This window comes from Saccharibacillus alkalitolerans (assembly GCF_011090185.1).
In the GTDB taxonomy this organism is placed as follows: domain Bacteria; phylum Bacillota; class Bacilli; order Paenibacillales; family Paenibacillaceae; genus Saccharibacillus; species Saccharibacillus alkalitolerans.
Genome location: NZ_JAAFGS010000004.1, coordinates 431,781 through 456,687, shown reverse-complemented (window position 1 = coordinate 456,687; position 24,907 = coordinate 431,781). Strand labels below are relative to the sequence as shown.

Sequence of the window (24,907 nt, the reverse complement as noted above, 5' to 3'; positions counted from 1 at the left end):
AGTGAACGAACGAGAGAACGGGCGGGTCGGGGACGGCCGGGAAGCGGCCAGAGACCGAATGAGACGCATCGCGGCCGAGACGGTGGAGATCGCCCGCGGCGGAGCTTACGTCTGCCGCGGCGAGAAGATCGTGATCGAAGAGGCGCAGCGCCGTTCCGAGGAGGACAGCATCCTCATTACGCCGGAGCGGGGTGCGAAGATCGTGCGAGAGTTCGGGCGGGCGGAGCCGGATGTTTCGTCGGCGCTTCGCGAAGAAGCCGAACCGGAAAGCGATAACGGGGCGGCAGCGAGCGGCGAAGCGGCCCTGACGGCAAAAAGAGCCGAGCCGCGGGAAGGCGCGGGCGAAGCTGCGGACGGCGAGGCAAAACGCGCCGCCTCGGCGGGCCCTTTGTCTGCCGGCCGCCCGCGCACGGACTACCGCGTCGTGAACGAATCGGCGGTGAAGACGGTCCGCGACCTGGCTTCTTCGGGAACGGGACGCATCGGCCTGCTGAACTTTGCCAGCGCGAAAAATCCCGGCGGAGGCTTTCTGAACGGCGCCAACGCGCAGGAGGAGAACTTGGCGATCGCGAGCGGGCTGTATCCGACCCAGCTCAAGCATCCCGGTTACTACGACGCCAACCGGGCCAGCGGCACGATGATGTATACGCATCACGCGATCTACTCGCCGGACGTCGTCTTTTTCCGCGACGAGCGCTTCGAATTGACCGCGCCTCCGGTGCGGGCATCGGTGCTGACGCTGCCCGCCGTGAATTACGGGCAGGTGCTGCTTAAGGGAGAGGATGCGGAGCTCGCCAAAGCGGTCATGCTGGAGAGAATGCGGCTGGCGCTCGCCGTCTTCGCCGAACGCGGCGATCGGGAGCTGGTGCTCGGCGCCTACGGCTGCGGCGTGTTCCGCAACGATCCGGCCGACGTCGCCGGATGGTGGCGCCGTCTGCTGGACGGCGAAGGCTGGGCCGCGCATTTCGACCGCGTGGTCTTCGCCGTGCTGGACCGCTCGAAGGACGGACGGACGATCCGCCCGTTCGAGCGTATATGGGGCCGGGCGCTGTAACGGGAGAAGCGGAAGGGGGACGGTTATGAATTTCACGGAGATCGAAGGCGACCTGTTCGCGCTGCCGGACGATTATGTGCTGGCGCACTGCATTTCGGCCGACGCCAAGATGGGCAAAGGGATCGCGGCCGAGTTCGTGCGGCGGTTCGCCCTGGAGCCGTTGAAGGCGAAGGCCGCGGCCGCGCCGCTCGAGGTCGGCGCGTGCTACCGGGAGGGCCGGGTGATGAACTTGGTGACGAAAGCGAAGTATTTCAATAAGCCGACTTACGCTTCGCTGACCGCCGCCGTCCGCTCGCTGCGGGACATCTGCGAGAGGGAAAGCGTGACGAAGCTGGCCATGCCGCGGATCGGCAGCGGCCTGGACCGGCTGCGCTGGGAGAAAGTGCGCGAAATCGTGCGGGAGCAGTTCGCGGGAATGGAGATCGAAGTGCGGGTATGCGTGCTTCCCGGTACGGAGAAGTCGGAGCCGCAGCGAGAACGGGAACAGACATAGCAGGAACGGGAACGAACATAGCAAGAACGGAAACGAACATAAAAACAGAGCGAAAATAAGTGCAGGAGAGCACTTATTTTCGCTTTTTTTTACGTTTTTGATGAAATAACTGCGCTGGAGCACTTATTTTCCGTTTTTCATGCGCAGAACCGCTTCTTTTCGCCAAATAAGTGCTCGTGTGCAGTTATTTGGCGATTTTATGGCGATTCGCGCCAAATAGCTGCTCTCATGCACTTATTTAAAAAGGCCGTCATGCCGTAACGCTAGCGCCAAGCCGCACGCGGCCAAACCGCACACCGCCAAGCCGCACGCCGGCAAGCCGCACGCCGGCAAGCCGCAGCAAAGCCGCCAGCCCGGCCGACCGCGGGCCTGCGGCCGAAGTCAGCCGCGGCACAGACCGAAAAAAGCCCGAAGCGCGGCATGTTCGCGTCTCGGGCCTGCGTCCTATATCCTGCTTGAAGCTTGCTTTCGAAGCGTATCACGGTACCACGGCCGCTGCGGTCAATGCCCGCCGCTGCGGCGTTTCAGCGATTCGGCATAGGTGTCGCGGCGGAAGTTGAGGATCGGGTCGTCGGACAGCGCGATGCCGTCGGTCACGGAGGTCGGGTCCATGATCAGGCCGTGCGGCTCGGCGACCGGTTCCAGCAGCACGAGACGTCCGGCGTCGATGCGGCGGCGGTCGCTCGGCCAGCGCTTGGTCGGATCGTCGGTCGGATCGCCTTCTTCGCCGAACACGATATTGAGCTTGAACGAAGGCGGCTGTTCCCGAAGCCTCGACTCCAACTCGCGTTCCAGGTAGTCGTCGGGCATCGCGGCGGCATCGTGAATGGATAGGGTCTGCACGCCCGAATCGGGAATCCATTCGAATTTGACCGGCCGGCGGCGTCCTTCTTCGTCGACGAGGAAATAGACGTGAATGCAGTAATACAAGTTGGTCGCGTAACTGGCCGGCGGCTTCAAACGCTTAAGCGCCAGCAGGCTTTGACGGCTTTCGCCGAAATGGCGCGCGAAGCGCCGCAGCGCTTCGGCCTTCGGCATCCGCCCCGACTTGGTCCGATTCAGCGTCATGAGCATCTCCATGAACGATTCCGGCGTCCTGGCGAAAAAGACCGGCACGGTCACGCCGACCAGGCTGGATCGCCCTCCGTCGGGCAGCAGGAACTGGACCGCCATGCCTTTGGCCGGCGACAGCAGATCCGCCAGTGCGGGATCGGTCGAGCTGCCCGAGAAGCGGACGATCGCCTTGACCTCCTGCTCCTGCAGATGCGGAGCGGTCGTGAAAGGGGCGGCTTTGCCGCTCGGCAGAAACGAAGCGCGGCAGCAGAAGCCGCGTGCGTGCGCGCGCCGATAACCCGGATGGGTGCCGGATACCCGTTCAAGTTCGTCGACGGCTTCTTCCGCCGGCGCGGCATACAGCGCTTCGCGGCCGTCGGGAGATTCGGGCGGGCCGCCGAACACGCCGTCCGCGGAATCGAATTCGGACTTGCTGGACATAACGCTCGTTCACCTCAGGCTTTCGGTTGATTGGAATTTGAATTGTCCGTTAATTCGGGCTTTACCCTTTCTTACCCCCATTTCACGCAAATAGAACCGCCCTACGCCCAACCGGGCGAAAAGCGGTTCTGTCGCGGAGCACGAGAAAAGCGGCAGCCTAGGCAACGTATCTGACGGAAGCCGAAGTACGCCTCAAAAGCCCGCGTAGGAATCTGCCCGTCCGCGGGCTTCGGCGTGAAGGGAAGGCCGGTCAGGCCGTTACCGGCTGCAGCCGGTAGACTTCGCGGCTCTCGACCAAATCTTCGATCGCCAGGCGGTAAGCCTTATAATGGTCGCTCTCCAGGTGAGCCTGAACGGCGTCCGCGTTTTCCCAACGCTCGTAAAACACGAACGTGAGCGAATCTTCGATCGATTCGTTCAATACGTATTCCAGGCAGCCGGGTTCGGCGCGTGTCGGACCGATCACTTTGATCAGCTCCCCGCGCAGTTCGTGCTCCCGTCCCGGTTTGGCTTTGAGCACGGCGGTCACGGTGATGGCTTCCATAACAATCCCCTCCTTTACTTCCCTCATACCCGCTTACGATCCGTTTTTAACTCCCCGGCTTCTTTTGCGGAAAAAGAGGAAGATCCCCGCCGCCAGCAGCAGGCCCAGAATGACGTATACCACGTTCGAGAACACGTCCATCTGCCCGACGACGCTTTCCCACGATTCGCCGACGGCGCTTCCGATCAGCGTCAGAACGGTATTCCAGAGCAGCGATCCGAGCGTGGTCAGGGTCAGGAAAGAAACCAGGTTCATGCGCACGCTGCCGGCCGGAATGGAGATGAGACTGCGCACCAGCGGCACGAGACGGCACAGGAACACGGCCCATTTGCCGAAGCGGTCGAACCAGCCGTAGGCTTTGCCCACGTCTTCCTTTTTGAGCCTGAGCCATTTGCCGTGTTTTTCGATAAGACGTTCCATGCGTTCCTGCTTCATGACGGCACCGAGCGCATACAGCGCGCCGGCCCCCGCCACGGACCCCAAAGTCGAAGCAATGATGACGCCGACGATGTGCATGTCCGTTTGCGTCGTCATGAAGCCTCCGAACGTCAGAATCACCTCGGACGGAATCGGCGGGAAAATGTTTTCGAGGGCAATCAGCAGAAAAATACCGAAATAACCCCAATCGTTCATGAAACTTGTGATCCAATTTTCCATGTTATTCACCTCGGTTCTGATTTTTGGCGGGACCCGGCTCCCGGACCGGCTGACGAACAAACATTGGCGGACGTGCAGAGTTGAAAGCCGAAGACGGCAGCTTGTTCTAATATGTAAGTATCGATATATTTTCAGAAAAAGAGGGATGTTTTCATTTTCGCTTAGCGGAACTCGCTTGAAGGCAGGTGTCCGGTACCCGCCCCGAAGTCCTCTTCCTGATAGTAAGGGATGGGAGAAGACGGTTGCAAGTTTGGAAAAAAAAGGGGCTTTTCGAGAGGGAGCCGCACAGAATTCGAACAATCCGGACGGCGGAAAAGAAAGCCTTATTTTTCGCTGCACTGGAACGTTTGTTTGCCGTACAATGAAGGTATGCATCTTGAACGTATACATAAGGAAGCGCGGAGCATTCTGGCGCGCGAGGAGGGATCAAGCGATGAAAATCGATCGTCTGCTGGCCATTACGATTCTGCTGCTGAACCGGCGAAGGATCAGTGCGGGTGAGCTTGCGGAGAGGTTCGAAGTCTCGACCAAAACCGTCTACCGGGATATCGAAACGCTGAGCCGAGCGGGCATTCCCATCGTGTCGCATCAGGGGGCGAGCGGCGGCTTCGAGCTGATGGAGCGCTATACGATCGGGCGGCAGATGCTTACTCCCGGCGAGATCGAAGCGCTGCGCAGCGCGGTCAAAGGAGCGGCGACGGCGCTGGACGACCGGACTTTCTCGGATTTGACGGAAAAAGTGCAGGCGCTGCTGGGAAGCGCGGGAGACGGAGCGTCCGGCCCGGGCGTCGTATTCGATTTCAATCCGTGGAGTCGGAGCGTGTCGGTACAAGGGCGCATCGATCGCCTGCGGAAGGCGGCCCGGGAATCGCTGCGGGTAGAGGTTCGCTACCTCGACATGAACGGCCGGGAAAGCCGGCGTACGCTGGAGCCGGCCATGCTGCTGATGAAAGGCGGCGTCTGGTATTTGCAGGCCTACTGTTTGCTGCGCGGGGAATTCCGACTTTTTCGCTTGTCCCGGATGCTGGAACTTAAGGAAACGGGGGAGCCCTTCATACCGAAGCCGGCGCCGCCGCTGGAAGCTTACGAATGGAAAGACGATTGGGACCCGGCGCCGAGGATCGAAGTGTCGCTGCGCTTCCGTCCCGAAGTGCGCTTGCGGGTAACGGACGAGTTCGACCCCTCGAGGATTGCCGAACTTGCGGACGGAAGCGTACGGGTCGGCGGCTCGTTCGCGGCCGACGACTGGTTCTACGGCATGCTGCTCAGTTACGGAGACCGGGTAATCGTCGAGTCTCCGGGCGAGATCGCGGCCGAACTGGTTCGGCGGGCGCGGAGCATCGTCGAAAGTTACGCGGCGCAGCCGCTATCGAGCGGTTCGGAAATCCGTTAACGAAGCCGGACGGAGAACGTGGACAGGAAGCTGTCCGCTTTGGGCGTGTATGCTGATGGAAATTGACCGAAGGCGCGCTTTCGGTTCCCGCTGCCGCGGTTCGGGCTTTTTTGCGGCCGGGGGAGATTCGGGGAGCGCCATAGAGAGGATGATTTTCGATGAACGCGTACAATGCCCAACATCTTGATTTCCTGCCGGCCGACGATCGGGCGGTCTATACGGATCGGGAAAGCTTTGCGCTGACCGGCGTGGCGGTGCGAACGACCAATGCGGCCGAGGCGGGAGCGAGCGGCCGGATTCCCGGCCTCTGGCAGGCTTATTATCGCAGCGGGCTTGCCGTAGAGCCCGGCATTCGCAATCCCCACTTGATTTACGCGCTGTATACCGATTACGAAAGCGATGCCTCCGGCGCTTATACGCTGGTCATCGGCCACGAATCCGCTCCCGCCTCGGAAAAATCGTCCGGCGAAGAAAGCGAACCGTTCGGGAGCGGTCCGGAACGTCTGAGAGCGTTCGTGCCGGGCGGCCGCTACCGCGTCTTCCAGACCCGCAAAGGTCCTTTCGGAGAAGTCGTGGCGGAAGCCTGGGCGGATATCTGGGCTCATTTCGAACGGTCGTCGGAGCGGCGGGCCTATACCGGCGATTTCGAATTGTACGACACCCGCGGATTCGATCCGGCTGCCGCCCAGGCCCGGATCTATATCGCCATTCGTTAAGCAAGACGAAGCCAAACGAAGCGAGACGAAGCAAGACGAAAATCCCTGCCGGACCCGGCAGGGATTTTTGTTTGATTCTTCTTCGGTCGGAAAAGACGCGCCGCCCAAGCGCGTCCTACAGCTCCGGTTGAAGCGGGAGCATGCGGCTGATCTCCTCGGGCGGAACGGGATGCCCGAACAGATAGCCCTGCATCTCCACGCATTCGATCGCCCGAAGGATGGCGGCCTGGTTCTCGCTTTCGACGCCTTCGGCGATTACGCTCATCTCGAGCGTGCGGGCCAGGTCGACGATATGCGAGACGATCATCCGATTGACCTGGCGGTTCTCCAGCTTGCTGGTAAATTGACGCGCGATCTTGATCTTGTCGACCGGGAACGTCTCCAAATAAGAGAGGGAAGAATAGCCGGTGCCGAAGTCGTCGACCGAAATCGTCAGGCCCAGCCGCTTGAGCTCCTGCAGGCGGACCAGTACAAGCTCGGGACGGCTCAAGGCGGCGGATTCCGTGATCTCCAAATCGAGCAGCTCCGGCGGCAGTCCGGTCTGCTCCAGCACGTTCCGCACCTGATCCGCGATATCCGGCCGATGCAGCTGCTGCGGCGAGAGATTGACGCCGACCTTGATCGGACTGCCTTCGTCGCTCCAGCGTTTGGCCTGCGTGCAGGCCTCCGACAATACCCAGCCGCCGATGGCCCCGATATGCCCGCTCTCCTCGGCGATCGGGATAAACTCCGCCGGAGACACCAACCCGAACTCCGGATGGTTCCAACGGATAAGGGCTTCCACCCCTTTCAATTCGAGCGTGCCGGAATCGATTTGCGGCTGGTAATGGAGGAACAGCTGCTCTCTCTCCAGCGCCAGACCGAGGTCTTTTTCCAGAATGAACTTCCGGGAAGCGCCGGGGTCGGTCTCGCAGTACATCCGGTGATGGCCCCGGCCGCCGTATTTGACTTGGTACAGCGCGATATCCGCTTTTTTCATCAAGCCGACCGGCGTATCGTCGTCGATCGGATAGACGGACAGTCCGATGCTCGGCAGAGCGAGGATTTCGTGTCCGTCGAGCGTATGGGAAGGGGTGAGCGCCTCCAGAATTCGCTGGGCGGCGGCTCGGGCCCCTTCCCGGTCTTGGATGCCGCGCAGGATAAGCGTAAATTCGTCTCCGCCCTGGCGGGCTACCGTATCTTCTTTGCCGATGCGGCGCTTCAGCCTCTCCGCGACGGAGATCAGAAGGCGATCTCCCACGTCGTGGCCCAGCGTGTCGTTCACGTTTTTGAAGCGGTCGAGATCGATGAAGACGACGGCGAACGTCTCGTTCGACTGCCCGGCTTCCTCGATCGCGGTTTTCAATTCTTCGTCGAACGCCGCGCGATTGGACAGCCCCGTCAGCGAATCATGGTAAGCCAAATAACGGATGCGTTCCTCGTTCCGCTTGTTGACCGTAATATCCCGGCCGATGCCGAAAATGCCCACGATCCGATTCCGAACGCGGATCGGAATATGCGTCATGCTGACCACGCTGATCCTGCCGCTCAGGCTGCGAACTTCGGCCTCGTAACGCTGAGGCTGCCCCGATCTGGCGGGAATCAGATGATTTTCGGCTTCCGCCAGGCTTCCGGCCGCAATAAAATCGGTATGGGACCTGCCGAGCAATTCTTCGCGCCCGCAGCCCAGCAGTTCCGAACAGGCGGCATTGGCGCTATCGAATCTGCCGTTCGAATCAAGCGAATACACGGGGTCCGGATGGTACTCGAACAGCGATTTGTAGCGCTCTTCGCTGAGTTCGAGCTCTTCCGTTTTGCGGTATACGCTGAGCAGCAGCTGACGGTTTTCCAGAAGGATCAACAGCTGGCGCACGATGACGAGCAGGATCGAAATGCCGGTGCCGATCGTGAAGGCGTCGATGCCCGCGGAACCGGAAATCATGAACAGGAACAGAACCATGACGTTCACGTAGGGAAGCAGCAGCCGCGGAATATCCAGACGTTCCACGCCGGCCTCTTCCTCTTCATCCGGCAGTTCCGCACGCTTGCTCTCCGGCTGCTGAAGAAAGCCGGCGTAGCCTACCAGAAGGAGGCTTAGCATGAAGAACGGATCGATCAAGCTGCCCGAGACGTAGCTGTCCGTCGACAGCAAATACAGATAAGCGGAGTCGACAAGAGCCTGAGTCATCAGGCCCATGAAGATGAACAGGATCAGCCGCTTCGGGAAGACTTTGCGGGTTCCCCAGTACAAGCTCATCGCCCCGAACAGCAGCGCAAGGTCGGTAATCGGATAAGCCAGATTGACAAGGAGAGTCAGCCAAGAGGCGCCGCCTTCCCGCAGGGTCGGGCCGATCAGATAATGCCAGCTGAACGTCGCGGCTACCGCCATAACGATCAAGATGTCGAAGACGAGCTTGAACGCGCCGTAGCTTTTTTTGAGACGGGTAAACGGATAGACGAAGGCGGCGAGATAGCAGACCACCTGCATAATGTAAAAGAAATCGGTCCAGCCGGGAGACGGCGGCTCGATCATCAGCACTTTTTCGTCGTACATCCAGACGGCTTCGGCAATAAAATAATTCCAGCACCCGGCCGAAAGCAGCGCCCAAAACGTTCGCTTTTCGCGGACCGATCGTTTGGCGGCTCCGGCCAACCAGAGGGCGGCGATCAAGCTGCCGGCCATCGACAGTACGTTTCCGCCCCAGGTGGACATCGATTCGTCATGACTCCATATCGTAACCCAAGCGTAGTAGAAAGTCGTGAATAGTAAAATAAAGAGAAAAGCGGCTGCGTTTTTTGCTGGATTGCGCATAAGGGGTTCCCTCTTTTTTATATAGTTCTTTAGTTCTATTATCATAATAGTATATCTTCCTTTTCATCGGTACAAAATAAAGAATAATTAGAGAAATATTGTCGAAATTGAGGACGCGGGTAACCGATTGTCCGGCGGGCGGCACTATAAGGGCAGGAACGCGCGGAAGGAGAACGAGGGATGAAAGAATGGGTGGAACAAGCGAGGCGGGGGAATGCCGAAGCGTGCGAGCGGATTTTTCGGCGGTTCAGCGGCATGGCGTACGCGGCCGCTTACGAAAAGACAAGGGATGCGCATCTGGCGGAAGACGTCGTACAGGAAGCCTTTGCCGAAGCTTTTGCCGGATTGGAAAAGTTGGAGAACGCGGAAGCTTTTCCGGGGTGGCTTCGAACCATCGTCATACGGAAAGCGGGCCGCCTGCTTCGACGCAAAAGAATACCGGTGCTGCCGATCGGGGAAGCGGCCGAAGCCGCAGCCGACGAAGGGGCCGATACGGCGAAGACGGCCGAGCTGCGCGAACTGCGAAGCCGGCTGTACGATTCCGTAGGCCGGCTGCCGAGCGGGCAGCGGGATGCGGTTCGGCTGTATTATTTCGAAGGTTATCCGGTACGGGACATCGCCGCCTTTCTCGGCGTGTCGGAATCGGCGCTCAAAAAGCGGCTGTTCGACGCCAGAAACCGGCTGCGTTCCGCCCTGCACGTCGCCGACTTCTCCGCCGCGTTCCGCGACTTGCATGAAGGAGGAAAAAACATGCTGCATATCGTAAACGGAGATCATACCGCGAAGCTGGTGCGGGAAGCGGGAATCGAAGGGGAAGTGCTGGTTTGGAGAGAATTGTATCCGTTCGGACCGGCGTTCGCCGATATGGAAGAAGCGTCGGCACGCTTCGCGCGGGCCGACGTTCTCGAACGGGAGCTGGGCATTCCGCGCTCTGTTTATTTGGACGGCTGCGCGGAGCAGGAGCGGCGCCTGCGGGAGCTGGAACGTTACGAAGAAGCGGTGCTCTGGTTCGAACACGACTTGTTCGACCAGACGATGCTGGCGCTGCTGCTGAACCGGATCGGCCGCGCGAAGTCCTGGCAGACCCGGGTCAGCCTGCTCTGCATCGGCGAATTCCCGGGCATCGAGGTGTTCCATGGACTCGGCCAGCTGCGCGCCGAACAGCTGAAGACGCTGTCCGGCACCTGGCAGCCGGCCGGCTCCGAGCAGTTTGAGCTCGCTTCCCGGTTCTGGGCGGCCTACAGCTCGCCGGACCCGGAAGAGCACGTCCGCTTTCTCGAAGCGGACAGCGCGGCACTGCCGTTCGCCCGCGCCGCGTTCGAGGCGCATCTGTCGCGCCTGCCGTCGGCGGAAGACGGCCTCGGCAGCATCCAGCGCGCCGTGCTCGAAGCGGCGGCTTCCGGCGCCGCCGGCCCGATCGAGCTGTTCCGGCGCTCGACGGACAAGCTGGTCGCCCTGGGGCTGGGCGACCTCGAATTCTGGCGGCATCTGGAACGGATGGCCGCCGGGCCTTCTCCGCTGCTGAGCGTCAGCGGAGAAGGGGCGTTCCCGAAGTACGGCCGTGCCGTGCCGGACTTCGGGAACCGGAAGTTCGCGCCGTCGGAACTCGGACGGCGCATTCTGGCCGGCGAAGCCGCCGCGCCCGCGGATGCGGCGGCTTCGCCGGAGTGGGCCGGCGGCCTGCGGCTCGCCGGCGCAAGTCCGCTCCGCTGGGACGCCCCCCTGCGGCGGATCGCGGAGCCGAATTCGTAACCGCTGCGGCCTCCCCGCGTATAAAGGGTAATCATACTGGAGATCCAGATACCTACGGGAGGGAAGCGAATGACGAACGAATGGGATGAGACGCCGCGCACGGATAGCGAGGGAGAAGAGGACGGAGCGGGAAGCGCGGACGGCCGCGAGCCGGCACCGTCCGTTCCCGACAGCCGAGCCCAGCTTCAAGCCGCGCTGGTCGAAGCGGAAAAGTGGATGAAAGATCAGCGCAAAATGCCGATCTGGGACAAGATTGCCCGGATTCCGTTCAAACTGCTCGACAAAGTCACGCCGAAATTCATTCACGAGAAGATCGGCAGCCTGCTCGACGAGCTGGGCAGCTATGTCCAGAACGGCGGCAAATACTTGATCGCCCGCCGCCGCGTAACGGGAATGCTGGAGAACATCGCCCGCAAGCGCGACGTGCCGGAAGCGGGTCCTTATCCGCTGTCGGTCATGGACGAGGCGGCCGGCCGCTTGGCCGGGGAGAGCCGCAATCTGGCTGCGGCGCAGGGAGCGACGACCGGAATCGGCGGCGTATTCACGCTGGCCGCGGACATTCCGGCCGTACTGGGTCTGTCGCTTAAAGTCATTCAGGAAATCGGGCTCTGCTACGGTTACGACGCGAACGACAAGGCGGAGCGGGTCTTCGCCGTCAAGGTGCTTCAATTCGCCTCTTCCGATCTCGTAGGCAAGCAGTCGCTGCTGGACGAGCTGAACTTGAAGGCCGGCGAGGACGGCAAACTTCCGCCTTCCGTCACCGCCATGTCGAAGATCCAGGGATGGAGGGAAGTCGTGACGACTTACCGCGACAGCTGGGGCTGGAAAAAACTGCTGCAGGCCGTCCCGATCGCGGGCATCGTGTTCGGCGCGTTCGCCAACCGCCAGACGCTGGGCGACGTGTCCGAAGCGGCTCATATGCTGTACCGCAAGCGCCGGATTTTGCAACGGCTGGACGCCCTGGAACCAAATCAGGGGTAGACGTTCGGGAAATCGCGTTCTTTCAAGCTGTTTTCAAAAAAGGCACACGGCGGGCAGCCGCCTGCCCTTCGATAAGTCCGGCATGGTTTCCGCCAAAAGGGAGCCGTGCCGAACTTTTTGGTTTGAAGAAGCCTTTTTGGAGATGTCGGCTCCCCGCTCTCCGCGTTGAACGCTGCAATCCGGGTTAATTCTGTGAAAGAGAGCAGGGGACGCGCCCGGCATTCGGAAGAGCAATGGGCGCGGCGGTCCCGAATCATAAGAAGCGGCGCGCGGCGGGAAGCCGGCGCACCGGCATCAAGGAGGAGCATCCATGCAGTGGAAGGGCAGAAGGGCGAGCGGTAACGTCGAAGACCGGCGCGGCCAAAGCGGCGGAGGGGGCGGGTTGAAGATCGGAGGCGGCCTGGGGATCGGCGGGATCGTCATTGTCATCATCGTCATGCTGATGGGCGGCAATCCGGGCAGCCTGCTCAGCGGCATCACGTCGACGGAGACGCAAACGCAGACGGCGGGCACTTATCAGGGAACGGCGGAAGAAGAGGAACTGGCCGACTTCGTTTCCGTTGTGCTGGCCGATACGGAAGACGTCTGGGGACAGGTATTCCGCGACAACGGGATGACCTATCGCAACCCAAAGCTCGTTCTGTTCACCGGCAGCGTGCAGTCCGCCTGCGGAACGGCGAGTTCGGCCGTCGGACCGTTCTACTGTCCGGGCGACGAGAAGCTGTATATCGACCTCAGCTTCTATGACGAATTGAAACAGCGCTTCAACGCGCCCGGCGATTTCGCCATGGCTTACGTGGTGGCTCACGAAGTCGGACACCACGTCCAGAAGCTGCTCGGCACGAGCGACAAGGTCGACCGGCTGCGCCGGACGCTCAGCGAGACGGAATACAACAAATACTCCGTCAAGCTGGAACTGCAGGCGGATTATTACGCGGGCGTCTGGGCGCATTACGAGCAGGGCCGCAACCTGCTGGAGCAGGGCGACCTGGACGAAGCGCTGAGAGCCGCCAGCGCCGTCGGCGACGACAGCATTCAGCTGCAGTCGCAGGGGTACGTCGTGCCGGACAGCTTCACGCACGGCACGTCGGAACAGCGCAAAAGCTGGTTCTACAAAGGATTCGAGAGCGGGACGATCCAGGGCGGAGACACGTTCGGCGGAAGCTTGTAAAGAGCTCGCCCGCAAATGACCCGGGACGGCTGCTTGCCGGGCGATTCCCGCCCGTTCGAATAAAAGCTTCGACATTTCGACGCATGCGAAAACCCCCGGATTCAGGCGAAGTCGCTTGAATCCGGGGGTTTTGTCGAACCGGCGTCGGAGTCGGCATTCCCGCTTACGGAGTTTCCGCCTGCGGCACGGCTTCCGTCCGCGTCTCCGGGAAACGCTGCGCGATCCATTCGCCGAACAGGGCGTAGTCCCGCTCGACGACGTCCGCGTAAGCATAAGCGAACTGCGAGAGATGCTTGACGAATGCCCCGCAGTCGTCGCCCATCGCCTTGACGATCTCTTTTTCGCTGTGATAAGGCAGAATACCCAGACTGACGTCGAAGTCGGCTCGCGCGTGCATTTTGGCGGTCAGCCGGCCCATCAGCGTCAGCACGCGCCGCATGTCTTCCGTCGTCCGCAGCGCTTCGAGTTTCAGCCGCTTTTTGTACGGCGAGCGCTCGCGCGCGTAAAAATGGCGGCCGTCGATCGTCAGGAACCCCAGGTAAGGATCGGCCTGGTGATGCATCGCCTGCTGCGTCGCCGTGACCCGCTTGCCCTGATGCGAGAACGTCTCCCAGAACGACTCGGAATAAGGCATGAAATAGGCCGGCACGGGTACCCGCACTTCCTTCACTTCCAGCACGGTGTCGTCGGAATCGCGGTCGCCCGTCGATTCGGCCGAACCGCCTTCGATCAGCACGTAGAAGCGGTCCAGCCCGATCGACGCGGTGCCCGATCCGTGCTTCACGGCAATATCCTTGATCCGGTAATGTTCCTCGCCCGAACGCCGGGACAGAACCGTATCCATATAGAACGGCCAGGCCTGTTCCAGGCCCTCGCGTTCTTCCGCCGACGGTTCGACCAACTCGGCGTTTTCAAGAAAGGCCCGTCCGGTTTCGCCCTGCATCCGAGCGGTCACCTTTTCCAGGAAATGTCCCTGCTGACGCTTCTCCAGCTTGCACAGCAGCTTGCGGACCGGTCCTTTGGCGCAGGAAGAATCGACCGAGAATCTTGCCGGGTCGTCCTTGCCGGAGGCGAACTTGTCCATCTGTTTGTAGTAGGAACGTACGTAGTGCGCCGCCGCTTCAAGCTGGCCTTCCGGCGAATAGCCGAGCTGACGGCCGACGAGCACGACGCTGACCGCCATCCTCACGACGTCGTACAGATAAGAACCGACGTATCCTTCGTCAAAGTCGTTTACGTCGTAGACGATGCGTCCGTCCCCGCTCTGAAAAGCGCCAAAGTTTTCGAAGTGGAGATCGCCCTGCACCCAGGTCGGTCGATCTTTCGGCGTATGGTAAGGGAAATACTGTCGGGTAACGTCGAAGTAGAACAGATAAGCGCTGCCCCGATAAAAGGAAAACGGGCCGAGCGCCATTTTGCGGTATTTTTCCGTCCGCTTGGCGTCGTTTAACCCCATTCGCTCTCCGTCGAATTCTTCGAAAATCGAAATCAGCGTATCCTGGCGCAGCTTCTTGCGCGTGCGCAGAACCCCCTCGGTGATGCTTGCATGAACGGTGGACATCGGTCTTCACTCCTTCAAATTCGGAAAATCGGCGGCAGTCCGTGCCTCTGCGCTTCGGTATCCATTCTCTCCCCGCGCTGCCGATTCCTGCATGGAAGAGCATACGCGGAAGATGCCATGAAGGTTGCGGGGCTGCCGATTTTCATGGCGCGGCAGAGAATTCTGTGGTAGGATGGCAGCGCCGGACGCGCTTTTTGCAAAGCCGGCGGGCATTAGCGCCAACCGAAAAAGAGGACGTGAACAGCATGATTCAAATTACGGTGCCGAAGCCGGACGTCTCCATCGAGAAGCAGGAGAACCCGCAGCTCAGCCACATTTACGGATTTACCGATTTTCACCTGATTACCCGGGAAGAAGGCGGCATCTTCATGTTCTACGGCGCGGACGGCGAGCTGCTCTTCGTAGGCAAAGCGCGCAAGCTCAGACCCCGCATCAAAAAACATTTCGAAGACAGCGTATCGCCGATGAAAAATCATCGCGACGAAGTGCGGCGCATCGACGTGTGCCTGGTCGCCGATCCGACGGAGCGCGAAATTTACGAGACCTATCTCATCAACAGCGGACGGGCCAAATACAACGTCGATAAAGTTTTTTACAAGTAAGCCGGGTCAAGTAAAGGCGTTTCGGCCGGGACAAACCAAAGAAGCTTATCTTTCGCAGGGCGCGAAACGCGCCTTTGACGGAAGATAAGCTTCTTTTTTTGGCGGGAATGCCTTTACGGGCGGCCGTTCCACTTGTGGTCGCCCGACAGATATTTTTCCGTCAGGATCGACAGCAGCTGAATGCCGACTTCGTTGTGTCCGCCTTCCGGAATGATCAGGTCGGCGTATTTCTTCGACGGCTCGATGAATGCCTCGTGCATCGGCTTGACCGTCGTGAGGTACTGATCGTGCACGGAACGGATGTTGCGGCCGCGTTCTTCGATGTCGCGCAGCACGCGGCGCAGGATGCGCACGTCCGGATCGGTATCGACGAACACCTTGATGTCGAGCAGCGCGCGAAGATGTTCGTCCGACAGCACGTGCAGTCCTTCGATGATCACGATGTTGTTCGGCTTAAGTTCCACCGTCTTGTCCGCGGAACGGGCATGGATGGTGAAGTCGTACACCGGAGCATAGGCCGTGCGGCCTTCCTTCAGTGCGTTCAGGTGCTCGACCATCAGGTCGTTGTCGAACGCGAAAGGATGATCGTAATTGATCGCTCCGCGCTCCTCAAGGGTCAGATCGGGATGATCTTTATAATAGTTGTCCTGAGATATGAAAGTGACTTTGCCTGCGCCGAGCCGGTCGATAACGGATCTTGCGACCGTCGTTTTGCCGGAACCGGTGCCGCCGGCTATACCAATAATAAGCATGGCGATCGATAAACCTCCCTAGGATGATGGCCGATTGCAATGGGATGCAATTTCAGTATTGTAGCATAGCGCGGCCGTTTTTTCACTCGATTTTATCCGATTCCCGCGGTCGTTTGCGCGTTTATCGAAAATTTTTGGCCTGACGCTCCCATCCTGTCTACAAAATGGATTGCGCGCGATGTAATCCGCCGCTACAATTGAGGAACGCGGCTGCTTTTAGCCTATGCTTTCGGAACGGCATTTCGCCCATTTCCCCGGCACGGGCTTTTGTGGGATGCGATACAGAAGAACGGGAGGAAGTCCTCTTGACCCATAAAACCGGCAGCCCAAGCTTAAGCCGGCTGATTCGCCGTTCCATGAATGCGTCCACGCTGTTTACCATTCTGGTGTTCGCGGTCATCGTCACCATATTGCTTTCGGTGGTGATCCGCCCTCTCGCGCAGCTCGGCGCGCAGCTCGTCGCCCATTCCACCATGCGCGAGATGACGTCTCCCGCTTTCCCGGAAAACCACGGCATCGACCGGCTCGAAGACCTTTCGCCCGCCGCAACCGGATTCGAACGCTGGTGGAAGACGGTGGAGCGGCAGGAGGTCGTGAATTACCGGATTCCTTTGATCGACGGGGACGAACCGCTTGTGTACGACGAAGGCCGCGAAATGCCGCGCGCGCTGCACACGGTCGATATCGTGGTCGAGCTGGGCGGAAAAGAGCTGTATCGCAGCGCTTACCTGCCGTCTGCCGGTACCGCCCGGGCAGCGCTCGAAGAACGGAACTGGCTGTACGAATATTTCAACAAGCCGTACTACGCCCCGATCCTGAGCGACGGCGGCGAAGAGATCGGCCTTATTACAGCCCGCATTTATCCGCCGCTGCTGGTCCGGATCGTCGGGGTGACGGCCGTCTTGATGCTGCTGCTCGGCCTGCTCTGCTTTTACGTCAACTACCTGCTGGGCAGGTGGCTGATCGGGCCGCTGCTTCGTTCCATGGCCCAGCTTCGCGGCGTGTTCCGCCGGCTGGCCGACGGCGATGTCGACGAGCTGTTCGAAAAGGGAATCCGGATGGACCGGTCTTACTCGGAAATCGAAGAGATCGCCGTGGAAGCAGGCCGGATCATCGACAATACGAAGATGTACATGGAGCAGCTGAAAGAAAAAAACGAGGAGCTGGAAGCGCAGAAAAAGGTGCTGACCCGGCAGGCGACGATCGATTCCCTGACCGGCCTCGTCAATCGGCGGTACTTCGTGGAGCAGGTTGTGGGAAGGCTCGATGAGCCGGGATTGATGCTCATGCTGTTGGATATCGACGATTTCAAGCGAGTCAACGACACCTACGGCCATGCGGCCGGCGATCTGATTCTGGAAGGGTTCGCCTCCGTTCTGGATGCCGGTTTCGGCGGAGAGGCGCTTACGAGCCGATTCGGCGGGGAAGAGTTTGCCGTGTTTATAACGCGGTTGACGGAAGAAGAAATGCTGGCAGGAGCGGAACGGCTCCGCGCGGCGATCGAAGCCTCGACGTTCGACCTGCCGGGGAGCCGCTCGATCGGGGTCACATCCAGCATCGGCATCGCTTATACGGACCCGCGCGGCCTGAACTTCGAAGAATTGTATCAGCAGGCGGACGCCGCGCTGTACGTATCGAAACGCGGCGGCAAAAACCGGGTTACCGTATTCGGGGATGCGTCCCCGCCTCAGGCGCCGACGGGAGACTGACCGTCCGCGCGTAAAAGGTCGGGCAAAAGTGAATGAGATCGGCAGAAAGGACGCTTCGACAGCTCGGAGCGTCCCTTTTACCGATCAAAAGGCTCCCGATTTTTGAAAAAAGGAGAGAAGACTAAGGAATCGGGGAATTTGTACCGATATAGTTGACAAGAAAGTTTGATGGGAAATATACTTGTGCAAAACCCTTATTATAACAGGAAAATAAAGGAAGGTCCGGTGGTTTAGTGAGCGGATTGAACGAACGGCAAGCCGAAGAGCAGGTAAGCGATGATTTGGTTGTAAAAGCGCTTGAAGAAAATTTGGCGATTATTCGGTTCGATCTGAACCGCCGGGTCGTCTACGTTAACCATAACTTCGCCAATGTAATGGGTTATTCGAAGGAAGAAATGCAGGGTATGGATCACCGCCGATTTTGTCTGCCGGAATTCGCGGGCAGTCCGGCGTACGACAAATTTTGGCGCGATCTGTTCAGCGGACGCAGTTACGAAGACAGAATTCAGCGCGTGACGGCATCCGGGCGCGTAATTTGGCTGCAGGCCACGTACATGCCGGTGTTCGGAAGCAACCGCCAGGTGCTTGGGGTATCCAAAGTCGCCACGAACATCACGGAGCGCATCGAGACCATCTCGACCGTCATGGACGAGCTGCAGCAGATGTCCGACGGATTGAATATTCGAGCCGAAGGCGGCATTCAGCGAAGCCAAGCGCTGCTTCAGAGCATCGAACATATTGCGCAGGTGTCGCAGGAGAATATGAGCACGCTGGCCAGCCTGCAGCGCCAGGCGGATTCTATCCGGGGCATCGTGCAGACGATTCAAGAGATCGCTTCCCAGACAAGCCTGCTGGCGCTGAACGCCGCCATCGAAGCGGCGCACGCCGGCGAGCACGGCAAGGGCTTCGACATCGTAGCCAAAGAGGTTCGGAAGCTGGCGAATCGGGCCGGCGATTCGATCGTGGAAGTCCGCCGGAACATCGAAGGCATTACGAAAGAAGTCGACAATATGGCGAACGGCACGAATCTGGCGCAGAACACCGTAACGGAGAGCCAGGAGCAGATCCGGCTCGCGATCGACGAATTTGCCGAGATTTCGGCGGCTTCCGGCGAACTGGACGCTCAGGCCAAGGAGTTTTCCAAGCTGCTTTAATTAAGGGCGATCCATATACGGAAAAAGCAGAGAAAAGAACGGGGCAGGACGTCCGGTTCTTTTTTTTAGGCTTATAATCCTGTTTTCCGGAAATTCAGGAAGGAATTTTTGAAAAAAATGTCGAAAAACATAAAACAAAGTCTTAAAAAGACGATATAATAGACAAGCAACCATTGCGCAAAATTAGATTGAGGGGTTTTTAATTTGGCGGTTTTAAATTAATTTAAAGAAACGGGTGATTACACATGGATAAGGGAACGGCAAGCGCCGTCAATAACGACCTGCTTGTGATGGCTTTGGAACAAAATCTGGCAATTATCCGTTTTGATTTGAACCGCCGGGTTGTTTACGTCAATCGCAGTTTTGCCGGAGCAATGGGATACACGGAGCAGCAGATGATCGGCATGCAGCACCGGCAGTTTTGTTTTCCGGAGTTTGCGAACAGCCCGGCGTACGACAAATTTTGGCGCGATCTGCTGGCCGGGCGCAGCTATCAGGACAAGATCGAACGGATGGATGCCCGAGGCGAACGGATCTGACTGGAAGCGACTTATATGCCGGTGCTGGACGAAGGCGGCAAAGTGCTGGCCGTGTTCAAAGTCGCAACCGATATCACCCGCCGTCAAAAGAATATCGAAGAGGTCGTGACCGAGCTGCAGCAGATGTCCGAGGGACTGAATGTGCGCGCGGAGTCGGGAATCGTGCGCAGCCACGAGCTGATGAAGAGCATCGAGGGCATATCGGAAGTGTCCGAAAAAAACATTTCGACGCTGGCCAGCCTGCAGAGCCAGGCGGAATCGATCCGGGGCATCGTGCAGACCATTCAGGAGATCGCTTCGCAGACGAGTCTGCTGGCCTTGAACGCCGCCATCGAAGCGGCGCATGCGGGAGAACACGGCAAAGGCTTCGATATCGTGGCGAAGGAAGTGCGCAAGCTGGCGGGCCGCGTCAGCGAGTCGATCGTCGAAGTGCGCCGCAATATCGAAGGCATCACGAAAGAAGTCACCAATATTACGGAAGGCACGAATCTGGCTCAGGACAATATCAGCCGCAGCCATTCGCAGATTCGTACCGCCATGGAAGAATTCGAGGATATTTCCGCGGCTTCCGAGCAGTTGGACGCGCGCGCGAAGGATTTTAACAATATTATTTGAGCGGCTCTCTATGGATTTCGCGAGGACGGCTGGCGATAAGCGATCGCGGCGCAAGGATGAAGGGCCAGCAAAACAAGCCGGGCAGGCGAAAACTCTCGGCTTTTTTTTCGTGCGCGGAGATATCGTATAATAGAAAACGGATACGGAACGGCACACGAAAGGAAGGTGACGGCATGCAGCTGTCGATTTTGGACTATTCGGAGATTCGTTCGGGCGCTTCGCCGGAACTTGCCCTGGAGGAAACGCTGCGGTTGGCCCGGGCGGCGGAACAATGGGGTTATCGCCGCTTTTGGGTGTCGGAGCATCACGGCAACCGGGTGCTGGCCGGCTCGGCGCCGGAGGTTCTCGTCTCCGCGCTGGCGGCTGCGACCCGGGGAGACATGCGGATCGGCTCGGGCGGCGTCATGCTGCCGATGCACAGTCCGTTTAAAGTAGCGGAAAGTTTCTCCGTACTCGCTTCCCTGTATCCGGGACGGATCGATCTGGGCGTCGGACGCTCGACGGGCGGGCGCGCCGAGACGTCGGCGGCTCTGCTCGACGGACGCAGCGGGTCGTTTCGCCGTTATCCCGAACAGGTCGCGAAGCTGGCCGCCCACGTCCGCGGCGAACAGGGGCCGGTCGTGACGCCGACGCCTTCGTCGCCGCCGGACTTATGGCTGCTCGGTTCCAGCGACAGCGGTGCGGAGATCGCCGCCGCGAACGGAATGGGACTGGCGTTCGGGCATTTCATCCGCGGCAGGGCGGGCCGCGAAGCGGTGCGGACTTATCGCGAACGATTCGTTCCCTCGGCCGAAGAAGGGCGCCCCCGGGTGCTGGTCTCCCTGTTCGCGGTCTGCGGAAGGGACGAAGCCGAGGCGGAGCGGCTGGCCGCCGTGTTCGACGATTACCTGCTCGATATCGCGGAAGGCGGCCGACTGGACCGCGTTCCCTCGCTGAGGGAGGTCGGCACCCGAACCTACACGGACGAACAGCGGCAGAAAATTCGGGCGGGACGCGGCCGCATGGTGGTCGGCGATCCTGCCGGCGTGCGCAGGCAGCTGACCGTGCTGGCCGACCTGTACGAGGCGGACGAGCTGATGCTGGCGACGGTGTCGCCGGATTTCGACATGAAAATGAGAATGTACGAGATGCTGGCGGAGACGTTCGGCCTCGGACGGGCATAAAAAAAGAAGCCGGAACGTTTCGTTCCGGCTTCCAACGTGTCGAGAAAGTCTAATGTAGCTAGAAGCGAGACGGCGGAGAGAGAAATTCAGTGAAGGAACGATAGTGTTCGCCTTTGAAATCGGGAAAATTCCGCTAAAATTCGATCTCTTTTCCCGATTTCAACACGCGACCGGAACGAATTTCTCTCGGAGCCGGCTTGCTTCTCTCTACTACGTGACTTTTTCGACAGCCTGGAAGCCGGAACGTTTCATTCCGGCTTCTTTCGCGTTTTTAGCAGCTGCGGGCCGCGGGGAAGTCAAAGTCGATCGTACCCGCCTCCTTTAAGGCGATACCTGATCGTCCGGCGATGCGCCGTCCGACTCGTTCTGCCGCTTCATCCGTTTGCGGATACCGCCGGAGACGCCGACGCCCGTCGCCATCGGCTCGTGAATGCTGCCCGAGGTATTTTCGGCGGGAGGCGCGTCCTGCATCACTTTTTGCAAATACTTGGCGTTGAGATCTTCGGTCAGGCCGGGCATCAGATTGCTGGAGATCGTCGATCCTTTGGTCTTGACGCCGACCTCGACCGATTCCTGCGGATCGTCGAGCAGCTTGACGATGGCGTCGACTACGCTGTCCGCATCGTCCATCGGCTTCATCTGGGCTTCGTGCCCGCTGTAATTGCCGGCATGTTCGAACCACGGCGTATCGGTCGCCCACGGATGCACGGCGCAGACGTGAATGTCTTCGAAGCCTTCAAGCTCCATCTCCTGATGAAGCGAGCCGTTCAAGCCGGCGATGGCATACTTGGTCGCGGAGTACGTGTTGTAGTAAGGGAAAGAAATCTTGCTCGTCACGGATGCGAGATTGATCAGCGTGCCGGCGCGGCGTTCCTTGAAATGCCGCAGCGCGTAATGACTGCCGTAGATCGTGCCGAAGACATTCGTTTCGACGACGCGGATATGATCCTTCAGCGGAATGTCCGTAAAAGGCCCGATCGCGCCGACGCCGGCATTGTTGATCCAGACGTCGACCTTGCCGTATTTGGCGATCGCCGCCTCGAACAGGCGGGCTACGTCTTCTTCCTTGGCGACGTCGGTCGTCACCGCGATCGCGTTGCCGCATTCCAACGCCAGTTCGTCGATCAGCGAAGTGCGGCGCGCGGCCAGCACGAGCTGGGCGCCTTCGGCAGCGAGCCGCTTGGCGACGCCGCGTCCGATACCGCTTGAAGCGCCCGTAATGACGACGGTCAGCAGGCTTTTGGGAATCTTGTTGGACATGAAGAGTTCCTCCTTCGGTCTCCCGGCCGAGCCGGGGCTTTTTGTAACCATACCCGTCCCGAAGAAAGCTTAACCCGGTTTCGTGCGGAAAAACGCCGGCGTAGGCGAATCGCAAGGAACGACCGCATGACAAAAAGGACCGCGGAAGGCGGTCCTGCATGCGCGGCGGCTGCCCGGCGGAGAAGCCGGAGCCGTGCTCCGCCGTAGGATCAATGCGCGTAGCGCGAAATCGTGTCTTCCAGAATGTCCGCGACGTGGTGAGGACCTCGGCCGAGGTCGCTTCGCGACAGGTTCAGGCGTACGAGACTCTCGTCGGTTCCCATCGCTTCGGAGAAGAATCCGCCCAGACCGCGCGCGCGCCGGTCGACTTCGAGCAGCAGCTCGAGATCGCCGTGCTGCTGGCGGAAAAGCACTTCCAGTTCGTCGAGATGGCCGCGGAACTTGGTCGTCGGCACGTATTCGAATTCCTGCACGAACGGCAGCGGTCCGCCCAGGCGCGGCGCGTAGTCGTTCGTTACTTCGCGCAGCCGGAAACCCAGCAGTTCGATCGCGTCGAGCGCGACCTGAATTTCGTCGCTCGGCGTCACGTTCAGCGCGTCGCGGTCCGTCGCGTCGGCGGCGCTCGGGATATCGAGACCCGTCTCGATCCAAACGCCGGAACTGCGCAGCGTAACCGGCGTGTATTCCGGCAAAGTGAAGCGGAACGGGACTTCTTTGCGTTCGCCGGCGCGCAGCGTAAAGCGCTCCGTCAGCAGGAATTTGGTGATCGTCGCCGTTTCGCGCACTTTGCGGTCGTCATGCTCGCGAATGTACTCCGATTTGAGGAACAGATAGATCCGGTCGACCTGCTGCTCCACCTGGCCGCCCTGTATGTATACGACGCCCGAAATGTCTCCGCCTACCGGAACTTCCGCGGAGTCGAGCACCGTATCCACCTTGGCATTTCCGATTCCTACGCTGGCCAACATTTTTTTGAAGAACGACATTATAGTTCACCCTCCGTTTGATTGATGCCAGATATACGCGGCGCCGCGTAAGGCGGTTTCGTTTCTGTTCGAAAATTTTCCGAAGGGACATTTAAGCTTTCAAAATGCCCCTCGCCGCCCGCTGACCCGAAATGACGGCGCCTTCCATCGTAGCCAGAAACGGCTGCTTCGTGTAGTCGCCCGCCAGGAACAATCCGGGAATCGGCGTAACCTGCTTCGGCCGCTTCTTCTCGTTTCCGGCAGCCAAGCGGTAAAAGTTCTCGTCGCCCCGAATGATCCGGTAATCGGTCGCGTTATCCACGCCGTCGAGCCCGATCGCTTTGAGACTGTCGACGGTACGCCGCCAAACTTCCTCCTCCGGCAGGTCGACCAGCGCGTCGGGGTCGACCAGAATGATCGACGTTCGGCCGGCTTTATCGCGGAACGTCGTGCGCGCCTGCTCGCCGAACGAGCCGAGCTGGGTGCCCGGACCGAACGTCGTCCGGTCTTTCGGCAGCAGAGGCTCCGTCAGCTCGAACTGGGCGGTAACATGCGGCATCGCTTCCAGTTCGAAAAACGGTTTGAACGCGGATACCGAGCTGAAATGCTCGGACAGCAGCTTCTGCGCGCGGCGGATATTTGCCGCCACGACGACCTGCGCGGCCCGCAGACGCTCCCCATTTTCCAATTCGACGCCGCGCACGGCCCCTTCTTCCGCGATCAGGCCGCGAACCGGGGCCGATGTGCGCACCGTGCCGCCCAGCCGTTCGATCGCGTCCGCCAGCGGCCGGCACATCACGTCGGTCATGCCGCCGCTGAACGCGCCGATCCGCATTTTGTGCAGGCGCGGAATGCCCGGAGCGAACAGGCCGAAGAAAGCGTACGACGAATACTGCTCCGGAGGCAGGAAGAAGATGCCCGACGACAGCGGCTCCAGAATGCGTTCCAGCGCCTGCTCCGTGACGTGATGGCGTTCGGCATATTCTTTCACCGGAATCTCGTCGAGCTCCTCGGGATTGGACAGATAATCTTTGAATCCGGCCGTAAAAAAAGGAATAAGCGACGCTTTGTCGGCCGGGGTGAGATAGCTGTTGTTGCCGAGCGCGCCGAGTACCGTCTTGAGCGGGGCGCGGACGAGATCCAGACCGAATACGCCGGGTTCCTCCGCTTCCGGGTGGCGGGCTTCCATCGACTTTTCCCAGAACAGCATATCGTTCAGCTTGATGCCGGCGCGCTCCAACAGTTCCGGCAGCAGCGTATAGTAGCCGATGAATTTATGGAAGCCGGACTCGACTTCCATGCCGTTCTCGTTCCAATTTGCGGTACGGCCGCCGACATAAGGGGCGGCTTCCAGTACCAGCACGGGCTTGCCCTTTTCGGCAAGTTCGAACGCGCAGGTCAGACCGGCCAGACCGGCACCGACCACGATCGTCAATTCTTCGGATGGAACCTTCGGATTTTGCGACAAGGGATTTTCCTCGCTTTCGGTTTGAGAGTCATAGCTTCCATTACCCGCTTCGCGCATCCTTGCGCTTGACTCT

General features: G+C 59.8%; 22 protein-coding genes. 13 read left to right on the top strand and 9 right to left on the bottom strand.

Annotated features, from left to right (window positions below):
• Position 1 precedes the first annotated feature (1 nt).
• Positions 2–1,054 carry a TIGR02452 family protein gene (locus GYN08_RS13845; RefSeq protein WP_166275156.1) on the top strand — a complete coding sequence of 351 codons (1,053 nt, stop codon included), beginning with the start codon at positions 2–4 and terminating at the stop codon, positions 1,052–1,054.
• 25 nt (positions 1,055–1,079) lie between these two features.
• Positions 1,080–1,547, top strand: coding sequence for a macro domain-containing protein (locus GYN08_RS13840; protein ID WP_166275154.1), 468 nt, complete (start codon positions 1,080–1,082; stop codon positions 1,545–1,547).
• A gap of 501 nt (positions 1,548–2,048) precedes the next feature.
• Here GYN08_RS13840 and GYN08_RS13835 read toward each other — a convergent pair.
• From GYN08_RS13835 to GYN08_RS13825, 3 genes are all read right to left on the bottom strand, one after another.
• Positions 2,049–3,041 carry a catalase family peroxidase gene (locus tag GYN08_RS13835; RefSeq protein WP_166275152.1) on the bottom strand — a complete coding sequence of 331 codons (993 nt, stop codon included), beginning with the start codon at positions 3,039–3,041 and terminating at the stop codon, positions 2,049–2,051.
• Between the two features lie 250 nt (positions 3,042–3,291).
• Complete coding sequence (locus GYN08_RS13830; RefSeq protein WP_166275150.1) at positions 3,292–3,585, bottom strand: putative quinol monooxygenase; 294 nt, start codon at positions 3,583–3,585, stop codon at positions 3,292–3,294.
• Positions 3,586–3,618: 33 nt separating this feature from the next.
• Complete coding sequence (locus GYN08_RS13825; protein WP_166275148.1) at positions 3,619–4,242, bottom strand: DedA family protein; 624 nt, start codon at positions 4,240–4,242, stop codon at positions 3,619–3,621.
• Positions 4,243–4,675: 433 nt separating this feature from the next.
• Here GYN08_RS13825 and GYN08_RS13820 point away from each other — a divergent pair, with 433 nt between their 5' ends.
• Positions 4,676–5,635 (top strand): helix-turn-helix transcriptional regulator, encoded by a 960-nt coding sequence (locus GYN08_RS13820; RefSeq protein WP_166275146.1) that lies wholly within the window; start codon positions 4,676–4,678, stop codon positions 5,633–5,635.
• A gap of 158 nt (positions 5,636–5,793) precedes the next feature.
• Positions 5,794–6,351 (top strand): GyrI-like domain-containing protein, encoded by a 558-nt coding sequence (locus GYN08_RS13815; RefSeq protein WP_166275144.1) that lies wholly within the window; start codon positions 5,794–5,796, stop codon positions 6,349–6,351.
• Between the two features lie 115 nt (positions 6,352–6,466).
• On the opposite strand, the gene GYN08_RS13810 is transcribed toward GYN08_RS13815, so the two are convergent.
• On the bottom strand, positions 6,467–9,142 hold the full coding sequence (locus GYN08_RS13810; protein WP_166275142.1) for a DUF4084 domain-containing protein: 2,676 nt from the start codon (positions 9,140–9,142) through the stop codon (positions 6,467–6,469).
• 180 nt (positions 9,143–9,322) lie between these two features.
• Between GYN08_RS13810 and GYN08_RS13805 the strand changes: the two genes are divergently transcribed.
• The 3 genes from GYN08_RS13805 to ypfJ all read left to right on the top strand — a co-directional run bounded on the left by GYN08_RS13805 (position 9,323) and on the right by ypfJ (position 13,046).
• Positions 9,323–10,894: a sigma-70 family RNA polymerase sigma factor gene (locus GYN08_RS13805; protein ID WP_166275140.1), complete on the top strand. Its 1,572-nt coding sequence runs from the start codon at positions 9,323–9,325 to the stop codon at positions 10,892–10,894.
• Positions 10,895–10,963: 69 nt separating this feature from the next.
• The gene (locus tag GYN08_RS13800) at positions 10,964–11,875 is read left to right on the top strand and encodes an EcsC family protein (RefSeq protein WP_166275138.1); all 912 of its coding nucleotides are present in this window, start codon (positions 10,964–10,966) and stop codon (positions 11,873–11,875) included.
• A 310-nt stretch (positions 11,876–12,185) separates the two neighbouring features.
• Complete coding sequence (gene ypfJ, locus GYN08_RS13795; RefSeq protein ID WP_166275136.1) at positions 12,186–13,046, top strand: KPN_02809 family neutral zinc metallopeptidase; 861 nt, start codon at positions 12,186–12,188, stop codon at positions 13,044–13,046.
• Positions 13,047–13,209: 163 nt separating this feature from the next.
• Here ypfJ and GYN08_RS13790 read toward each other — a convergent pair whose 3' ends face one another.
• Complete coding sequence (locus tag GYN08_RS13790) at positions 13,210–14,607, bottom strand: DUF2252 domain-containing protein (RefSeq protein WP_166275134.1); 1,398 nt, start codon at positions 14,605–14,607, stop codon at positions 13,210–13,212.
• A 245-nt stretch (positions 14,608–14,852) separates the two neighbouring features.
• Between GYN08_RS13790 and GYN08_RS13785 the strand changes: the two genes are divergently transcribed.
• Complete coding sequence (locus tag GYN08_RS13785; RefSeq protein WP_166275132.1) at positions 14,853–15,209, top strand: nucleotide excision repair endonuclease; 357 nt, start codon at positions 14,853–14,855, stop codon at positions 15,207–15,209.
• Positions 15,210–15,322: 113 nt separating this feature from the next.
• Here GYN08_RS13785 and udk read toward each other — a convergent pair whose 3' ends face one another.
• Positions 15,323–15,961, bottom strand: a complete 639-nt coding sequence (gene udk, locus GYN08_RS13780) for a uridine kinase (protein ID WP_166275130.1) — start codon at positions 15,959–15,961, stop codon at positions 15,323–15,325.
• 305 nt (positions 15,962–16,266) lie between these two features.
• Between udk and GYN08_RS13775 the strand changes: the two genes are divergently transcribed.
• From GYN08_RS13775 to GYN08_RS13760, 5 genes are all read left to right on the top strand, one after another.
• Complete coding sequence (locus GYN08_RS13775) at positions 16,267–17,670, top strand: GGDEF domain-containing protein (RefSeq protein ID WP_166275128.1); 1,404 nt, start codon at positions 16,267–16,269, stop codon at positions 17,668–17,670.
• Positions 17,671–17,903: 233 nt separating this feature from the next.
• On the top strand, positions 17,904–18,824 hold the full coding sequence (locus GYN08_RS24075) for a methyl-accepting chemotaxis protein (protein ID WP_328802947.1): 921 nt from the start codon (positions 17,904–17,906) through the stop codon (positions 18,822–18,824).
• 245 nt (positions 18,825–19,069) lie between these two features.
• Positions 19,070–19,363, top strand: a complete 294-nt coding sequence (locus GYN08_RS23735; protein WP_235946244.1) for a PAS domain S-box protein — start codon at positions 19,070–19,072, stop codon at positions 19,361–19,363.
• Positions 19,364–19,378: 15 nt separating this feature from the next.
• Positions 19,379–19,978: a methyl-accepting chemotaxis protein gene (locus GYN08_RS23730; protein WP_328802946.1), complete on the top strand. Its 600-nt coding sequence runs from the start codon at positions 19,379–19,381 to the stop codon at positions 19,976–19,978.
• A gap of 173 nt (positions 19,979–20,151) precedes the next feature.
• Positions 20,152–21,141 (top strand): LLM class flavin-dependent oxidoreductase, encoded by a 990-nt coding sequence (locus GYN08_RS13760; RefSeq protein WP_166275126.1) that lies wholly within the window; start codon positions 20,152–20,154, stop codon positions 21,139–21,141.
• Between the two features lie 321 nt (positions 21,142–21,462).
• On the opposite strand, the gene GYN08_RS13755 is transcribed toward GYN08_RS13760, so the two are convergent.
• The 3 genes from GYN08_RS13755 to GYN08_RS13745 all read right to left on the bottom strand — a co-directional run bounded on the left by GYN08_RS13755 (position 21,463) and on the right by GYN08_RS13745 (position 24,834).
• Positions 21,463–22,401 carry an SDR family NAD(P)-dependent oxidoreductase gene (locus tag GYN08_RS13755; RefSeq protein WP_166275124.1) on the bottom strand — a complete coding sequence of 313 codons (939 nt, stop codon included), beginning with the start codon at positions 22,399–22,401 and terminating at the stop codon, positions 21,463–21,465.
• A 209-nt stretch (positions 22,402–22,610) separates the two neighbouring features.
• Positions 22,611–23,387 (bottom strand): sporulation protein, encoded by a 777-nt coding sequence (locus GYN08_RS13750; protein ID WP_166275122.1) that lies wholly within the window; start codon positions 23,385–23,387, stop codon positions 22,611–22,613.
• Positions 23,388–23,478: 91 nt separating this feature from the next.
• On the bottom strand, positions 23,479–24,834 hold the full coding sequence (locus tag GYN08_RS13745; protein ID WP_235946243.1) for a hydroxysqualene dehydroxylase: 1,356 nt from the start codon (positions 24,832–24,834) through the stop codon (positions 23,479–23,481).
• Positions 24,835–24,907: the final 73 nt, after the last annotated feature.

Bases quoted from the DNA above. Each gene is read 5' to 3' on its own strand.
- GYN08_RS13790 (WP_166275134.1), bottom strand. From the start codon at position 14,607: ATGTCCACCGTTCATGCAAGCATCACCGAGGGGGTTCTGCGCACGCGC.
- GYN08_RS13800 (WP_166275138.1), top strand. From the start codon at position 10,964: ATGACGAACGAATGGGATGAGACGCCGCGCACGGATAGCGAGGGAGAA.
- GYN08_RS13785 (WP_166275132.1), top strand. From the start codon at position 14,853: ATGATTCAAATTACGGTGCCGAAGCCGGACGTCTCCATCGAGAAGCAG.
- GYN08_RS13755 (WP_166275124.1), bottom strand. From the start codon at position 22,401: ATGTCCAACAAGATTCCCAAAAGCCTGCTGACCGTCGTCATTACGGGC.
- GYN08_RS13805 (WP_166275140.1), top strand. From the start codon at position 9,323: ATGAAAGAATGGGTGGAACAAGCGAGGCGGGGGAATGCCGAAGCGTGC.
- GYN08_RS23735 (WP_235946244.1), top strand. From the start codon at position 19,070: ATGGATAAGGGAACGGCAAGCGCCGTCAATAACGACCTGCTTGTGATG.
- GYN08_RS13815 (WP_166275144.1), top strand. From the start codon at position 5,794: ATGAACGCGTACAATGCCCAACATCTTGATTTCCTGCCGGCCGACGAT.
- GYN08_RS13840 (WP_166275154.1), top strand. From the start codon at position 1,080: ATGAATTTCACGGAGATCGAAGGCGACCTGTTCGCGCTGCCGGACGAT.
- GYN08_RS13825 (WP_166275148.1), bottom strand. From the start codon at position 4,242: ATGGAAAATTGGATCACAAGTTTCATGAACGATTGGGGTTATTTCGGT.
- GYN08_RS13820 (WP_166275146.1), top strand. From the start codon at position 4,676: ATGAAAATCGATCGTCTGCTGGCCATTACGATTCTGCTGCTGAACCGG.
- GYN08_RS13835 (WP_166275152.1), bottom strand. From the start codon at position 3,041: ATGTCCAGCAAGTCCGAATTCGATTCCGCGGACGGCGTGTTCGGCGGC.
- udk (WP_166275130.1), bottom strand. From the start codon at position 15,961: ATGCTTATTATTGGTATAGCCGGCGGCACCGGTTCCGGCAAAACGACG.
- GYN08_RS13810 (WP_166275142.1), bottom strand. From the start codon at position 9,142: ATGCGCAATCCAGCAAAAAACGCAGCCGCTTTTCTCTTTATTTTACTA.
- GYN08_RS23730 (WP_328802946.1), top strand. From the start codon at position 19,379: ATGCCGGTGCTGGACGAAGGCGGCAAAGTGCTGGCCGTGTTCAAAGTC.
- ypfJ (WP_166275136.1), top strand. From the start codon at position 12,186: ATGCAGTGGAAGGGCAGAAGGGCGAGCGGTAACGTCGAAGACCGGCGC.
- GYN08_RS13830 (WP_166275150.1), bottom strand. From the start codon at position 3,585: ATGGAAGCCATCACCGTGACCGCCGTGCTCAAAGCCAAACCGGGACGG.
- GYN08_RS13750 (WP_166275122.1), bottom strand. From the start codon at position 23,387: ATGTCGTTCTTCAAAAAAATGTTGGCCAGCGTAGGAATCGGAAATGCC.
- GYN08_RS13760 (WP_166275126.1), top strand. From the start codon at position 20,152: ATGCAGCTGTCGATTTTGGACTATTCGGAGATTCGTTCGGGCGCTTCG.